Genomic DNA, 12,955 nt, shown 5'->3' with positions numbered 1-12,955 from the left:
GATCGGAGCGGGCGCCGAAGCACCCGCTCCGTCCAACAGGAGTTTGAAATGAGCAAACAATTGCAAGACGCATACATCGTCGCCGCCAGCCGCACCCCGATCGGCAAGGCACCGCGCGGTGTATTCAAGAACACGCGCCCGGACGAGCTGCTGGTCCACGCGATCAAGTCGGCAGTCGCGCAGGTGCCCGGCTTCGACACGAAGCTGATCGAGGACGCGATCATCGGCTGCGCGATTCCGGAAGCCGAACAGGGCCTGAACGTCGCGCGCATGGGCGCGCTGCTCGCGGGCCTGCCGCAGACGGTCGGCGGCGTGACGGTCAACCGTTTCTGCGCGTCGGGCATCACCGCGCTCGCGATGGCGGCCGACCGCATCCGCGTCGGCGAGTCGGATGCGCTGTTCGCGGGCGGCTGCGAATCGATGAGCATGGTGCCGATGATGGGCAACAAGCCGTCGATGTCGCCGCACATCTTCGATCGCAACGAAGATTTCGGCATCGCGTACGGGATGGGCCTGACGGCCGAGCGTGTCGCCGAACAGTGGAAGGTGAGCCGCGAAGACCAGGACGCGTTCTCGGTCGAGTCGCACCGCAAGGCGCTCGCCGCGCAGCAGGCCGGCGAGTTCAACGACGAGATCGCCGCGTACACGCTCACCGAGCGTTTCCCGAACCTGGCAACGGGTGAAGTCGACGTGAAGACGCGCGAGATCGCGCTCGACGAAGGTCCGCGTGCGGATACGTCGATCGAAGGCCTCGCGAAGCTGCGCGCGGTGTTCGCGAACAAGGGTTCGGTCACGGCCGGCAACAGCTCGCAGACGTCGGACGGCGCGGGTGCGCTGCTGGTCGTGTCGGAGAAGGTGCTCAAGGAGTTCAACCTGACGCCGCTCGCGCGCTTCGTGAGCTTCGCGGTGCGCGGCGTGCCGCCGGAAATCATGGGCATCGGCCCGAAGGAAGCGATTCCGGCCGCGCTGAAGGCCGCGGGCCTGAAGCAGGACGATCTCGACTGGATCGAGCTGAACGAGGCGTTCGCCGCGCAATCGCTGGCGGTGATCCGCGATCTCGGCCTCGACCCTTCGAAGGTCAACCCGCTGGGCGGCGCGATCGCACTCGGCCACCCGCTCGGCGCGACCGGCGCGATCCGCGCGGCGACCGTCGTGCACGGCCTGCGCCGCCGCAACCTGAAGTACGGCATGGTCACGATGTGCGTCGGCACCGGCATGGGCGCCGCAGGCATCATCGAACGTCTGTAAGCGGGACGCGACCATAGCGACGACGGTGCGCGGGCCACGAGCTCGCGCACCGTTTTTTCATTCCGGTAGAGGCAAGTCAAAGGAGACGGTTGTGTCCGAAATTCAAGTGGAACGCGCCGAAGGCGTGATGACGATCACGATCGCGCGCCCGGCGAAGAAGAATGCGCTGACGGCGGCGATGTACCAGACGATGGCCGATGCACTCGCCGACGCGCAGGAAGACAAGGCGGTCCGTGTGATCCTGCTGCGCGGCAGCGACGGCAATTTCAGCGCGGGGAACGATCTCGAGGATTTCCTGAAGGCGCCGCCGAAGGATGAGACCGCATCGGTGTTCCAGTTCCTCGCGCGGATCAGCAGTGCGCAGAAACCGGTCGTCGCTGCGGTGCCGGGCATCGCGGTCGGCGTCGGCGTGACGATGCTGTTGCACTGCGATCTGGTCTACGCGGCCGATACCGCAGTGTTCTCTCTGCCGTTCGCGCAGCTCGGGCTGTGCCCGGAAGCCGCATCGAGCGTGCTGCTGCCGCGCCTGGCCGGCCATCAGGTCGCCGCGGAGAAGCTGCTGCTCGGCGAGGCGTTCGACGCACTGGAAGCGCACCGGATCGGTATCGTGAACCGCGTGCTGCCGGCGGCCGAGCTCGACGCGTTCGCGGCGAAGCAGGCGGCGAAGCTCGCGGCGCTGCCGGCGTCGTCGCTGCGCGTGACGAAGGCGCTGCTGAAGGATACGGGCGGCGTGGCGACCGCCGCGCGGATGGCCGAAGAGGCGGGGCATTTCTCCGCGATGCTGCGCGCGCCGGAAGCGCGCGAGGCGATGACGGCGTTCTTCGAGAAGCGCAAGCCGGATTTCCGTCAGTTCGACTGACGGAACGGGCCGCGCCGGCGGGGGACCGCCGGCGCGATCAGGCCGTGCCGTAGTCGACGTGGCCGGTTTCGCGGCAGAAGCTGACGAGCCGCAAACCGGCCGCCTTCGCGATGTCGATCGCGAGCGACGACGGCGCGGAGATCGTCGCGACCAGCGGGATGCCGACCCGCGCGGCCTTGCGCACGAGCTCGTAGCTCGCGCGGCTCGACAGGAACACGAAGCCGTCGGTCGTGTCGGCGCGCGACAGCACGAGCGAGCCGATCAGTTTGTCCAGCGCGTTGTGGCGGCCGACGTCCTCGAACGCCGTCCGGATCGCGCCTGTTGCGTCGCACCACGCGGCCGCATGCAGGCCGCCCGTGAGCTGCGTGAGCGCCTGGTGGGCCGGCAGCGCATGCGCCGCGCGTGCCAGCGCGTCGGGTGCGAGGCGCGCGAGAAAGCCCGTGTCGGGCACGCGTTCGGGCGCGAGGTCGAGCAAATCGATGCTTTCGATCCCGCACACGCCGCAGCCGGTGCGCCCCGCGAGCGCGCGGCGCCGGTCCTTCAGCGCGGCGAACGCCTGCTGGACGACTTCCAGGTGCACTTCCGCGTGCGGCAGCGGCGCGTCGGTATGCAGGATCACCTCGATGTCCTTGATGTCGCTGCCGCGCGCGACGATGCCTTCCGAGATCGCGAAACCGACCGCGAACGCCTCGAGGTCGCATGGCGTACACATCATCACCGCATGCGAGATGCCGTTGAAGACAAGTGCGACGGGCCATTCCTGGCCGACGTAGTCGTGCGCGGTTTCGACGGTGCCGCCGCGCGTGCGGCTGACGGACAGTTCGATCGCGCCGCGCGGTTCGGCGCCCGGTTCGTCGCGCGGTTGATCGATCTTGGTCGGATTCACGAGCACTCCCGTTGATTCGAAGCACGGCCGGCGACAATCGTGTCCGCCGCCCGCGCGCAGAGGTTCTAAAATACCTCAGGCAGGCCGGCCGCGCCGGCATCCGCCAAGTCAGGTAACGACCATGGGACTCAGCGACGCTCCGTTGCTATTCAATTTCGAACACGATTCGTCGGAAAACTTCACGTACATCCCGATGATCGTGCGTTTCAACCTCGACCGCTTCGGTTTGCGGATTTCGCTCGAGCAATGGCAGCTGCTGCCGCTCGAGGACCGCAAGCTGCTCGCGCGCTTTCCGGCCGACGACGACACCGCGATCGAGCCCAACTTCGATCACGCGTTGTTCGAAATGCTGCGCACGCATGCCGATCTGGAACCGTCATGGTTCCAGCCGGACGAGCGGCCGACCTGGCGCGCCGTCGATACGGTGCCGGAGTCGCTCGTGCAGCAGAGCGCGCTGGCCGGGCTGTCGGCGCCCGCGCTCGCGCAGTGGCAGCGGCTCGCGCCGTTCCAGCGCTACGTGCTGGTGAAGCTGTCGCGCAAGCCGAAGCTGAATCACGATTTCCTGCCCGCGATGCGGGAGTTCGGGCTGACGGCCACGCACTGACGTGGCCGCGTGCCGCGCCGCAACGCGGCGCTCGCCCGTCAGAGCGGCGGCAGTTGCCGCGGCTTACGGTCCGGGCCGGTCGCGACGTATGTGAGCGTCGCTTCGGTGACCTTCACGACTTCGCCCATCAGGCGCATGCGCTGCGCGTACACCTCGACGTCGACCGTGATCGACGTGTTGCCGGTGCGCGTGATGGTCGCGTAGAAGCTCAGCAGATCGCCGACGAACACCGGCTGCTTGAACACGAACGAGTTGACCGCGACCGTCGCGACGCGGCCGTTCGCGCGCTGGCTCGCGGGGATCGAGCCAGCGATGTCGACCTGCGACATGATCCAGCCGCCGAACACGTCGCCGTGGACGTTCGCGTCGTGCGGTTGCGGGACGACGCGCAGCGCGGGCTGCATTTGCGGGAGGTCGAGGGTCGAATCGGTCATGGCGGGGGCTTTCATCCTGTAATAAATAGGCCGCCGCGCGCAGGCTGGCCGGCGAGGCCGCCGGCAGCGGCGCGAAGCGGCTTCTGCGACAATACAACGTTCGCAAATTGTACGAGAAAGCGGGCGAGCCGGCCGCCGATGCACGCGTCCGGCACTGCCGCCGATCCTTCCCCCCATGCGCCGATTTCCTGCTTCCGGTGAGCCCGCGCCGGCTTCGACCGGGCCCCGCAACGACTGGCAGACCATCCGGTCGCTGCTGCCGTATCTGGCCACCTACAAATGGCGCGTCGCGCTCGCGCTCGGCTGCCTGATCGGTGCGAAGGTCGCCAACCTTGGCGTGCCGGTCGTGATGAAGCGCATCGTCGACCACCTGTCGTCCGTGCAGCAGCTCACCGCGCTCGGCCGCGCCGAACAGTCGGCCGGCATCGTGCTCGCGGGCGGCGTCGGGCTGCTGGTCATCGCGTATGCGCTCGTCCGGCTGTCGACGTCGCTGTTTACCGAACTGCGCGAGATCCTGTTCTCGAAGGTCACCGAGAGCGCGGTGCGCCAGCTCGCGCTGCAGGTGTTCAGGCACCTGCACGGGCTGTCGCTGCGCTTCCATCTCGAACGCCAGACGGGCGGCATGTCGCGCGACATCGAGCGCGGCACACGCGGCATCCAGCAACTGATTTCCTATTCGCTGTACAGCATCCTGCCGACGCTCGTCGAGGTCGGGCTCGTGCTCGGCTTCTTCGTGGTCAAGTACGAGGCCTATTACGCGTACGTGACGTTCGCGGCGCTGGCCACGTACATCGTGTTCACCGTGAAGGTCACCAACTGGCGCACGCACTTCCGCCGCACGATGAACGAGCTCGACTCGCGTGCGAACTCGCGGGCGATCGATTCGCTGATCAACTACGAGACGGTGAAGTATTTCGGCAACGAGGAGTGGGAAGCGCAGCGCTACGACGAGAACCTGAAGCGCTACCGGAAGGCCGCGATCCGCTCGCAGAATTCGCTGTCGGTGCTGAACTTCGGCCAGCAGGCGATCATCGGCACGGGGCTCGTGCTGATCCTGTGGCGCGCGACGCAGGGCGTGCTCGCGGGCAAGCTGACGCTCGGCGATCTCGTGCTGATCAACACGTTCATGCTGCAGCTCTATATTCCGCTGAACTTTCTCGGCGTCGTCTATCGCGAGCTGAAGCAGAGCCTCACCGACATGGACCGGATGTTCGGGCTGCTGTCGTCCGCGAAGGAAGTCGCGGACTTGCCCGATGCACGGCCGCTCGCGGTAGCCGGTGCTCAGGTGCGCTTCGAGCACGTGAACTTCGCGTACGAGCCGGCGCGGCCGATCCTGCACGACGTGACGTTTACGATCGACGCGGGCACGACGACCGCGGTGGTCGGCCACAGCGGCTCCGGGAAGTCGACGCTGTCGCGGCTGCTGTTCCGCTTCTACGATCTCGATCGGCAGGCGGGCGGCGCGATCCGGATCGACGGCCAGGACATCCGCGACGTCACGCAGGACTCGCTGCGCGCATCGATCGGGATCGTGCCGCAGGACACCGTGCTATTCAACGATTCGATCTACTACAACATCGCGTACGGCCGGCCGACCGCGACCCGCGACGAGGTGGTCGCGGCCGCGCGCGCCGCGCACATCCACGATTTCATCGAAAGCTTGCCGAAGGGCTATGACACGCCGGTTGGCGAGCGTGGGCTGAAGCTGTCGGGCGGCGAGAAGCAGCGCGTCGCGATCGCGCGCACGCTGCTGAAGGATCCGCCGATCCTGCTGTTCGACGAGGCGACGTCGGCGCTCGATTCGCGTTCGGAACGCGCGATCCAGCACGAGCTCGACCAGATCGCGCGGCATCGCACGACGCTCGTGATCGCGCACCGGCTGTCGACGGTCGTGCACGCGCAGCAGATCCTGGTGATGGATCACGGGCAGATCGTCGAGCGCGGCACGCACGACGAACTCGTGCGCGCGGATGGGCTCTATGCGCAGATGTGGGCGCTGCAGCAGCAGCGCGCGGCGGCGGGCGGGGAAGAGGCCGAGGCCGCGTAAGCGGCGGGGCGGCGCGCGGCAGGAAGGCAGCGGACTGCCGGAAGGGTGTGCGGGCGGCGCTTTGCCGGACCGTCCGTCGTTCGGTCAGTCCGCGGCGCGCAGCCGCGCGTCGAGCTCGCCGAGTTGCGCGGGCGTGCCGACGTTCTCCCAGATGCCTTCGTACAGTTCGCCGCTCGCGCGTCCGGCTTCGATCGTCGCGCGGAAGTACGGCGTCAGTGCGCGTCGCGTGCCGGGTGCGAGATCGCGGAACATGCGCGTGTCGTACAGGCCGATGCTGCCGAACGTGACGCGCTCGCCGCCGTCGAGCGACAGGCGCCCGTCGCCACCGAGCACGAAGTCGCCGGACGGATGGAACGGCGGATTCGGCACCATCACGAGATGCATCGCGGGCGCGTCGAGCGCCGACATGCGCGCTGCACGGACGGCGAGCTTGCCGTAATCGAACTCGGCGAACACGTCGCCGGCCACCGCGACGAACACTGTCGACTGCCCGTCGCGCTCCAGCAGCGGCAGTGCCTGCGCAATCCCGCCGGCGGTCTCCAGCGCGTCGCCCTCGGCCGAATACGCAATCCGCACGCCCCAGCGCGAACCGTCGCCGAGCGCGGCCTCGATCCGCTCGCCGAGCCAGGCGTGGTTGATCACGATCGTCTCGATGCCCGCACGCGCGAGCGCTTCGATCTGCCACACGATCAGCGGCTTGCCGCCCACTTCGAGCAGCGGTTTCGGGCGGGTGTCGGTCAGCGGGCGCATCCGTTCGCCGCGCCCGGCGGCGAAGATCATCGCCGTGGTCAGGGTGTCGCTCATGTTCGGCTGGGTGTCGGGTCGGTCGGGACGGTCAGAACGTATAGCCGACGTCGGCCGGCGCGTTGCCCTCGAGCTCGTCGAGCAGCTTCGCGAACGGCACGAGCGGGCGGTAGCGCAGCGCGACCTTGCGCGCATTCGTGACGAAGCGCGGCAGGTCGTTCAGGTAGTGCGGCTTGCCGTCGCGGTAATTGATGCGCGCGAACAGGCCGAGAACCTTGATGTGGCGCTGCAGGCCCATCCATTCGAGCTGGCGGTAGAACTCGCCGAAATCGGGGTCGACCGGCAGGCCGGCCTTTTTCGCCTTTTCCCAGTAGTACGCGAAGCAGTCGAGCTCGAACTCCTCGTCCCAGCTGATGAACGCGTCGCGCAGCAGCGACACGACGTCGTACGTCAGCGGCCCGTAGACGGCGTCCTGGAAGTCGAGCACGCCCGGGTTCGGCTCGCAGACCATCAGGTTGCGCGGCATGAAGTCGCGCAGCATGAAACCCTGCGGCTGCGCATGCGCGCTGGCGACCAGCAGTGCGAAGGTGCGGTCGAGCGTGCCGCGCATCGCGTCGGTGACGGGCTTGCCGAGGTGGCGGCCGACGTACCACTCGGGCATCAGCTCCATTTCCCGGCGCAGGAACGCCTCGTCGAACGGCGGCAGCACGTCGGGCTTCGACGTGAGCTGGAAGCGGATCAGCGCGTCGAGCGCGTCGCGCATCAGCGGCTTCGCGGCGGCCGGGTCGGCCGGATCGAGCACCGAGATGTACGACGTGCGGCCGAGGTCCGTCACGAGCATGAAGCCCGCGTCGAAATCGTGGGCCAGCACGTCCGGCACGTGATCGCCGGCCGCGGCGAGCAATTGCGCGACCTGGACGAATTCGCGGCACTTCTCGGGCGGCGGCGCGTCGACGGCGATTACCGTGCCGCCGGGGCTCGTGGCCGATGCGACACGGAAATAACGGCGGAAACTGGCGTCCGACGACGCCGGCGCGAGGGTCGACAGGTCGAGGGCGTAGCGCTCGGCGAGCGGGTGCAGCCACGCGGTGAGCGCTTCGAGGCGGGCGTCGGGCTGGGATGCGGCGGATGGGGGCGTCATGAAACTCGGGGGAGGGGAGAACGTCTTGCCATATAATACCCCACGACTTTTTTGACGCGCCCCGCGTCAGCTTCCGCCGTGCAGGCCCGCCGCCTGTCGCGCCGTCCGCCCGATCGCCTCCCCGGTTTGCGCTCAGCCGCAGTCGCGGTGCGACGGCGCGGCCCGCCGTGTGTGAAGGCGCGGTTGACAAGGGGCGATTCGCCAAACGATAGATGCCGCCCAAAACGCTATTCCCGAATGTTTTCCCCGGTGACGGGGCGCCGCGCAAACGGCGGCTCGCGCTCGCGCTCCTGGCCGTGCCCGGCCTCGTGCCGGCCGTGTCGTACGCGCAGCTGTCGGGCGCGGCCGCGCAGCCGCAGCCGCTCGACTCGCCGTGGGATCTGCGTCTCGCACCCCAGCTCGAGGATCATCCGCTGAAGGACGGCGCGAAGCCGGCCGCCTTCGTGATCGCCGACCACACGAGCGGCACGGCCGAGCAGGATCTTGCCGCGAAGGGTTCGGCCGAACTGCGGCGCGGTGAGGCCATCGTGAAGGCCGACGCGATCCACTACGATCAGGATACCGACATGGCCGATGCGTACGGCCAGGTCAGGGTATTCAATTCCGGCACGTCATTCGTCGGCCCCGAGGCGCATCTGAAGATCGAGGCGAACCAGGGCTTCATGACGGCGCCGAAGTATCACTTCAACATGACGGGCGGGTCGGGCAGCGCGGAGCGCGCCGACATGCTCGACAACGAGCGCTCGGTGTTCTTCAACGGCACCTACACCGCGTGCCAGTGCTCGACGAACCCCGCGTGGTACATCAAGGGCAGCCGCTTCGACTTCGATACGGGCGCCGACGAAGGCACCGTGCGCAACAGCGTGCTGTTCTTCCAGGGCGTGCCGATCTTCGCGAGCCCGTGGATGACGTTCCCGCTGTCGGGCGATCGGCGCAGCGGCCTGCTGCCGCCGACGTTCTCGGTGAACTCGAGCAACGGGTTCGAGCTGACGCTGCCGTACTACTTCAACATCGCGCCGAACCGCGACCTGACGCTCACGCCGCGCATCATCTCGCGGCGCGGCGTGATGACCGAGGCGACGTTCCGCTACCTGTCGCCGTCGTATTCGGGCACGTTTACGGCCAATTACCTGCCGGATGACCGGCTCGCGCACCGCAACCGCTACGCGATCTACTGGCAGCACCAGCAGAACTTCGGCGGCGGTTTCGGCGGCTACGTCTACTACAACAAGGTCTCGGACAACAACTATCCCGAAGATCTCGGTTCGTCGAACCAGTTCATCAACGGGACGCAGACGCTGTACCAGCAGGAAGCGGGCCTCACGTACAACAACGGCCCGTGGTCGGTGCTCACGCGCTACCAGCACTGGCAGACGCTGCCGCCGTCGACCGCGCCGTACAGCCGCGAGCCGCAGTTGAACGTGAAGTACACGAAGTACAACGTCGGCGGCTTCGACTACGGCGCGGAAGCCGACTATTCGCGGTTCCGCATCACGACGGCCGATGCGACCCAAGGCGACCGGATCGTCTTCAACCCGTACATCGCGTACGGCGTGTACGGCCCTGGCTACTTCGTCGTGCCGAAGGTCCAGTACCACTTCGCGTCGTACGACCTGAGCTACCTGTCGTCGAAAACGCCGAACAGCCCGAAGCGCTTCACCGAGTCGATCCCGACCGTGAGCTTCGATACGGGCCTGATCTTCGACCGCTCGGTGCACCTGTTCGGCCAGGACTTCATCCAGACCCTCGAGCCGCGCCTGTACTACGTGTACACGCCGTACCGCGACCAGTCGAACGCGCCGCTGTTCGACACTGCGGAATCGGACTTCGGCCTCGCGGAGATCTACCAGCCGAACACGTTCGTCGGCAACGACCGGATCGCCGATGCGAACCGGATCACGGCCGGCCTCACGTCGCGCTTCATCGACCCGCGCACCGGCGACGAGCGTGCGCGTTTCGTGATCGCGCAGCAGTACTACTTCGCCGATCAGCGCGTCACGCTGAATTCCGGCCAGACCGCCGCGCAGGCGCGCCACTCGGACCTGATCGTCGGCGCCTCGCTGAAGCTCGGCTCGGGCTTCATGTCGGAGACGGCGTTCCAGTACAACCAGAACAACAACCAGCTCGCGAAGTCGAGCATCGGTTTCGGTTACAGCCCGGGCGAGCGCCGCGTGATCAACGTCGGCTACCGCTATACGCGCGCGACCCCCACGCTCGCCGGCCTGCCGATCAACCAGTTTCTGGTGTCCGCGCAATGGCCGCTCACGCGCCGCCTGTATGCGATCGGCCGCTTCAACTTCGATCTCGCCGGCGATCGCGTGGTCGACGGTCTGCTCGGCTTACAATACGACGCGGATTGCTGGGCGCTCGGGGTCGGCGTGCAGCGGGCCGCGAACGGCATCAATACGTCGGGACAGCAGAGTTCGTCGACGCGTTTCATGATGCAGCTCACGCTCAAGGGGTTGTCGACCATCGACAACGGCCTCGTGTCCGCATTCCGCGCCGGGGTGGCTGGCTACACGCCGTTACCGTCGCCGCCGCCGCCGATGTCCCGCTTCAGCAACTACGAGTAACGCCGGCTTGTCTGCACCGGTCAGCACGATTTCAATGGAGTTTCAGTGGCAATGAAGAAAAACCTTCGTTTCGCGGCAGTCGTGTCCAGCCTCGCCGCGTCCGCCGTGCTGCTCGCCGCCGCGCCGGCCGCGGCGCAGGCGCTCGGTTCGCAAGGTGCGCAGCTCGCCGACGAAGTCGTCGCGGTCGTCAACAACGACGTGATCACGAGCCGCGAACTCGACCAGCGCGCCGGCCTGATCGCGCGCCGCCTGCAGCAGCAGAACGCGCCGGTGCCGCCTGACGACCAGTTGCGCGCACAGGTGCTGAACCAGATGGTGCTCGAGCGGATCCAGGTGCAGAAGGCCAAGGACGACGGGATCCGCATCGACGATGCGACCGTGCAGTCCACGCTGCAGCGTCTCGCGCAAGCGAACGGGATGACGCTCGACCAGTATCGCGCGCGTCTCGAGGCGCAAGGCGTGCCGTGGAGCATCTTCACGAGCGATGCGCGCACCGAGCTGATGCTGTCGAAGCTGCGCGAGCGCGAGGTCGACGGCAAGATCACCGTGTCGGACGCCGAAGTCGCGAACTACATCGCGAGCCAGCGCGGGCCGAACGCGGCCCAGCAGCAGGACCTGCGCTTCCAGCACATCTTCATCAAGGCGCCGACCAACGCGCCGCAGGCCGACATCGACGCCGCGCAGAAGAAGGCCGAAGCGCTGCTGCAGCAGGCGAAGTCGGGCGCCGATTTCGAGCGGCTCGCGAAGAACAATTCGGAAGCGAACGACGCGAAGAAGGGCGGTGATCTCGGCTTCAAGGCGCCGAGCACGCTGCCGGCCGAAGTCGTCGATGCCGCCTCGAAGCTGCGCCCGGGCGAGGTCAACCCGACGCTGATCCGCGTGCCGGACGGCTTCGAGATCGTGCGTCTCGTCGACCGCCGCCAGAGCCAGGGCGCGACGGCCGCGGCGCCGAAGATCGTCCAGACGCACGTGCGCCACATCCTGCTGCGCGTGGGCGAGGGCAAGTCGGAAGGCCAGGCGCGCCAGCAACTGGTCGACATCCGCAAGCAGGTCGAGGCCGGCGGCGATTTCGCGAAGTTCGCGCGTACCTACTCGCAGGACGGTTCGGCGTCGCAGGGCGGCGATCTCGGCTGGATCAGCCCGGGCGAGACCGTGCCGGAATTCGAGCGTGCGATGAACAACCTGCAGGACGGCCAGATCAGCCAGCCGATTCGTACCGAATACGGCTACCACCTGATCCAGGTGCTGAACCGCCGCGACGCGGAAGGCTCGGTGCAGCAGCAGATGGACATCGCGCGCCAGGCGATCGGCCAGCGCAAGGCCGAGCAGGCGTATGCCGACTGGCTGCGCGAGCTGCGCGATTCGTCGTACGTTCAGTACAAGATCGGCGGCGCCGGTCCGGCCAACTGAGCGAGCTTCGGATGACCACGCCCGCGCTGCAGATCGCGATCACGACTGGCGAACCCGCGGGAGTCGGCCCGGAGCTGACCGTGCAGGCGCTGCGTGACGCCGCGCAGCGCTGGCCCGACGCGCATTTCACCGTGCTCGGCGATGCCGCGCTGCTCGACGCGCGTGCGGCAGCCGTCGGCGCCGACCGCACCACGCTTGCCGGTGGCGGGCAGGTGTCGGTCGCGCATTGCGCGCTCGCCGTTCCCGCTCAGGCGGGCAAGCTCGACGCGGCGAACGGCCGGTACGTGCTCGGGCTGCTCGACGCGGCGATCGACGGCGCGCTGGCAGGCCGGTACGACGCGATCGTTACCGCGCCGCTGCAGAAGAGCACGATCAACGATGCGGGCGTGCCGTTCACCGGCCATACCGAATACCTGGCGGAGCGCACGCATACGCCGCGTGTCGTGATGATGCTGGCGGGCACCGGCGACAAGCCGCTGCGCGTCGCGCTCGCGACGACGCACCTGCCGCTGAAGGACGTGTCGGCCGCGCTGACGATCGACGGGCTCGTCGAGACGCTCGCGATCATCGATCGCGACCTGCGGCGCGACTTCGGTCTCGCCGCGCCGCGCATCCTCGTGACGGGCCTCAACCCGCACGCAGGCGAGAACGGTTATCTCGGCCGCGAGGAGATCGACGTGATCTCGCCGGCGCTGGCCCGCGCGCAAGCGCAGGGTATCGACGCGCGCGGCCCGTATCCGGCCGACACGCTGTTCCAGCCGCGCCATCTCGCGGACGCCGATTGCGTGCTCGCGATGTTCCATGACCAGGGTTTGCCCGTGCTGAAGTACGCGACGTTCGGCGAGGGCATCAACGTGACGCTCGGGCTGCCGATCATCCGTACGTCGGTCGATCACGGCACCGCGCTCGATCTGGCCGGCACGGGCCGCGCGGATCCGGGCAGCATGATTGCCGCGCTCGACACGGCCGTCACGATGGCGCGCCATCGCCGCGCCGCCTGACGCGGCCC

At 67.8% G+C, this 12,955-nt stretch carries 11 protein-coding genes; 7 read left to right on the top strand and 4 right to left on the bottom strand.

All coding sequences use genetic code 11. The features are described from left to right. The first annotated feature begins 48 nt into the window (after positions 1-48). Both ACTRWB_RS27000 and ACTRWB_RS26995 read left to right on the top strand, forming a co-directional pair. Entirely contained in the window at positions 49-1,248 is a 1,200-nt protein-coding gene (locus ACTRWB_RS27000) for an acetyl-CoA C-acyltransferase (RefSeq protein WP_129512937.1), read from the top strand. 91 nt (positions 1,249-1,339) lie between these two features. Then, positions 1,340-2,107 carry an enoyl-CoA hydratase gene (locus tag ACTRWB_RS26995; protein ID WP_419685307.1) on the top strand — a complete coding sequence of 256 codons (768 nt, stop codon included), beginning with the start codon at positions 1,340-1,342 and terminating at the stop codon, positions 2,105-2,107. Between the two features lie 37 nt (positions 2,108-2,144). Here the strand turns inward: ACTRWB_RS26995 and fdhD are convergent, their stop codons facing one another. Then, positions 2,145-2,999 (bottom strand): formate dehydrogenase accessory sulfurtransferase FdhD, encoded by an 855-nt coding sequence (fdhD, locus tag ACTRWB_RS26990; protein WP_413463968.1) that lies wholly within the window; start codon positions 2,997-2,999, stop codon positions 2,145-2,147. Between the two features lie 115 nt (positions 3,000-3,114). Between fdhD and ACTRWB_RS26985 the strand changes: the two genes are divergently transcribed. Beyond that, positions 3,115-3,597 carry a nitrate reductase associated protein gene (locus ACTRWB_RS26985; RefSeq protein ID WP_048242731.1) on the top strand — a complete coding sequence of 161 codons (483 nt, stop codon included), beginning with the start codon at positions 3,115-3,117 and terminating at the stop codon, positions 3,595-3,597. 38 nt (positions 3,598-3,635) lie between these two features. Here ACTRWB_RS26985 and ACTRWB_RS26980 read toward each other — a convergent pair whose 3' ends face one another. Beyond that, positions 3,636-4,031, bottom strand: a complete 396-nt coding sequence (locus ACTRWB_RS26980; protein WP_048242730.1) for an acyl-CoA thioesterase — start codon at positions 4,029-4,031, stop codon at positions 3,636-3,638. A gap of 175 nt (positions 4,032-4,206) precedes the next feature. Between ACTRWB_RS26980 and ACTRWB_RS26975 the strand changes: the two genes are divergently transcribed. Next, positions 4,207-6,078 (top strand): ABCB family ABC transporter ATP-binding protein/permease, encoded by a 1,872-nt coding sequence (locus ACTRWB_RS26975; RefSeq protein WP_412023048.1) that lies wholly within the window; start codon positions 4,207-4,209, stop codon positions 6,076-6,078. Positions 6,079-6,162: 84 nt separating this feature from the next. Here the strand turns inward: ACTRWB_RS26975 and murU are convergent, their stop codons facing one another. Together murU and ACTRWB_RS26965 are read right to left on the bottom strand one after the other, a co-directional pair. Next, entirely contained in the window at positions 6,163-6,882 is a 720-nt protein-coding gene (murU, locus tag ACTRWB_RS26970; protein ID WP_446903619.1) for an N-acetylmuramate alpha-1-phosphate uridylyltransferase MurU, read from the bottom strand. A gap of 31 nt (positions 6,883-6,913) precedes the next feature. After that, the gene (locus ACTRWB_RS26965) at positions 6,914-7,963 is read right to left on the bottom strand and encodes an aminoglycoside phosphotransferase family protein (protein WP_446903618.1); all 1,050 of its coding nucleotides are present in this window, start codon (positions 7,961-7,963) and stop codon (positions 6,914-6,916) included. Positions 7,964-8,175: 212 nt separating this feature from the next. Here ACTRWB_RS26965 and ACTRWB_RS26960 point away from each other — a divergent pair, with 212 nt between their 5' ends. Genes ACTRWB_RS26960 through pdxA form a run of 3 tightly spaced genes read left to right on the top strand, consistent with a single transcriptional unit; the run spans position 8,176 to position 12,947 of the window. After that, positions 8,176-10,536, top strand: coding sequence for an LPS-assembly protein LptD (locus ACTRWB_RS26960; protein WP_446903617.1), 2,361 nt, complete (start codon positions 8,176-8,178; stop codon positions 10,534-10,536). Positions 10,537-10,587: 51 nt separating this feature from the next. Continuing rightward, positions 10,588-11,946 (top strand): peptidylprolyl isomerase, encoded by a 1,359-nt coding sequence (locus ACTRWB_RS26955; RefSeq protein ID WP_412023052.1) that lies wholly within the window; start codon positions 10,588-10,590, stop codon positions 11,944-11,946. A gap of 11 nt (positions 11,947-11,957) precedes the next feature. Further along, positions 11,958-12,947: a 4-hydroxythreonine-4-phosphate dehydrogenase PdxA gene (pdxA, locus tag ACTRWB_RS26950; protein WP_446903616.1), complete on the top strand. Its 990-nt coding sequence runs from the start codon at positions 11,958-11,960 to the stop codon at positions 12,945-12,947. Positions 12,948-12,955: the final 8 nt, after the last annotated feature.

This window comes from Burkholderia sp. YIM B11467, from assembly GCF_052952715.1.
This window is presented reverse-complemented; position numbering and strand designations above follow the sequence as displayed.

Coding starts and splice junctions, on each gene's coding strand:
- ACTRWB_RS27000 (WP_129512937.1), top strand. CDS start 49: ATGAGCAAACAATTGCAAGACGCATACATCGTCGCCGCCAGCCGCACC.
- ACTRWB_RS26980 (WP_048242730.1), bottom strand. CDS start 4,031: ATGACCGATTCGACCCTCGACCTCCCGCAAATGCAGCCCGCGCTGCGC.
- pdxA (WP_446903616.1), top strand. CDS start 11,958: ATGACCACGCCCGCGCTGCAGATCGCGATCACGACTGGCGAACCCGCG.
- ACTRWB_RS26955 (WP_412023052.1), top strand. CDS start 10,588: ATGAAGAAAAACCTTCGTTTCGCGGCAGTCGTGTCCAGCCTCGCCGCG.
- ACTRWB_RS26965 (WP_446903618.1), bottom strand. CDS start 7,963: ATGACGCCCCCATCCGCCGCATCCCAGCCCGACGCCCGCCTCGAAGCG.
- ACTRWB_RS26975 (WP_412023048.1), top strand. CDS start 4,207: ATGCGCCGATTTCCTGCTTCCGGTGAGCCCGCGCCGGCTTCGACCGGG.
- ACTRWB_RS26985 (WP_048242731.1), top strand. CDS start 3,115: ATGGGACTCAGCGACGCTCCGTTGCTATTCAATTTCGAACACGATTCG.
- murU (WP_446903619.1), bottom strand. CDS start 6,882: ATGAGCGACACCCTGACCACGGCGATGATCTTCGCCGCCGGGCGCGGC.
- ACTRWB_RS26960 (WP_446903617.1), top strand. CDS start 8,176: ATGCCGCCCAAAACGCTATTCCCGAATGTTTTCCCCGGTGACGGGGCG.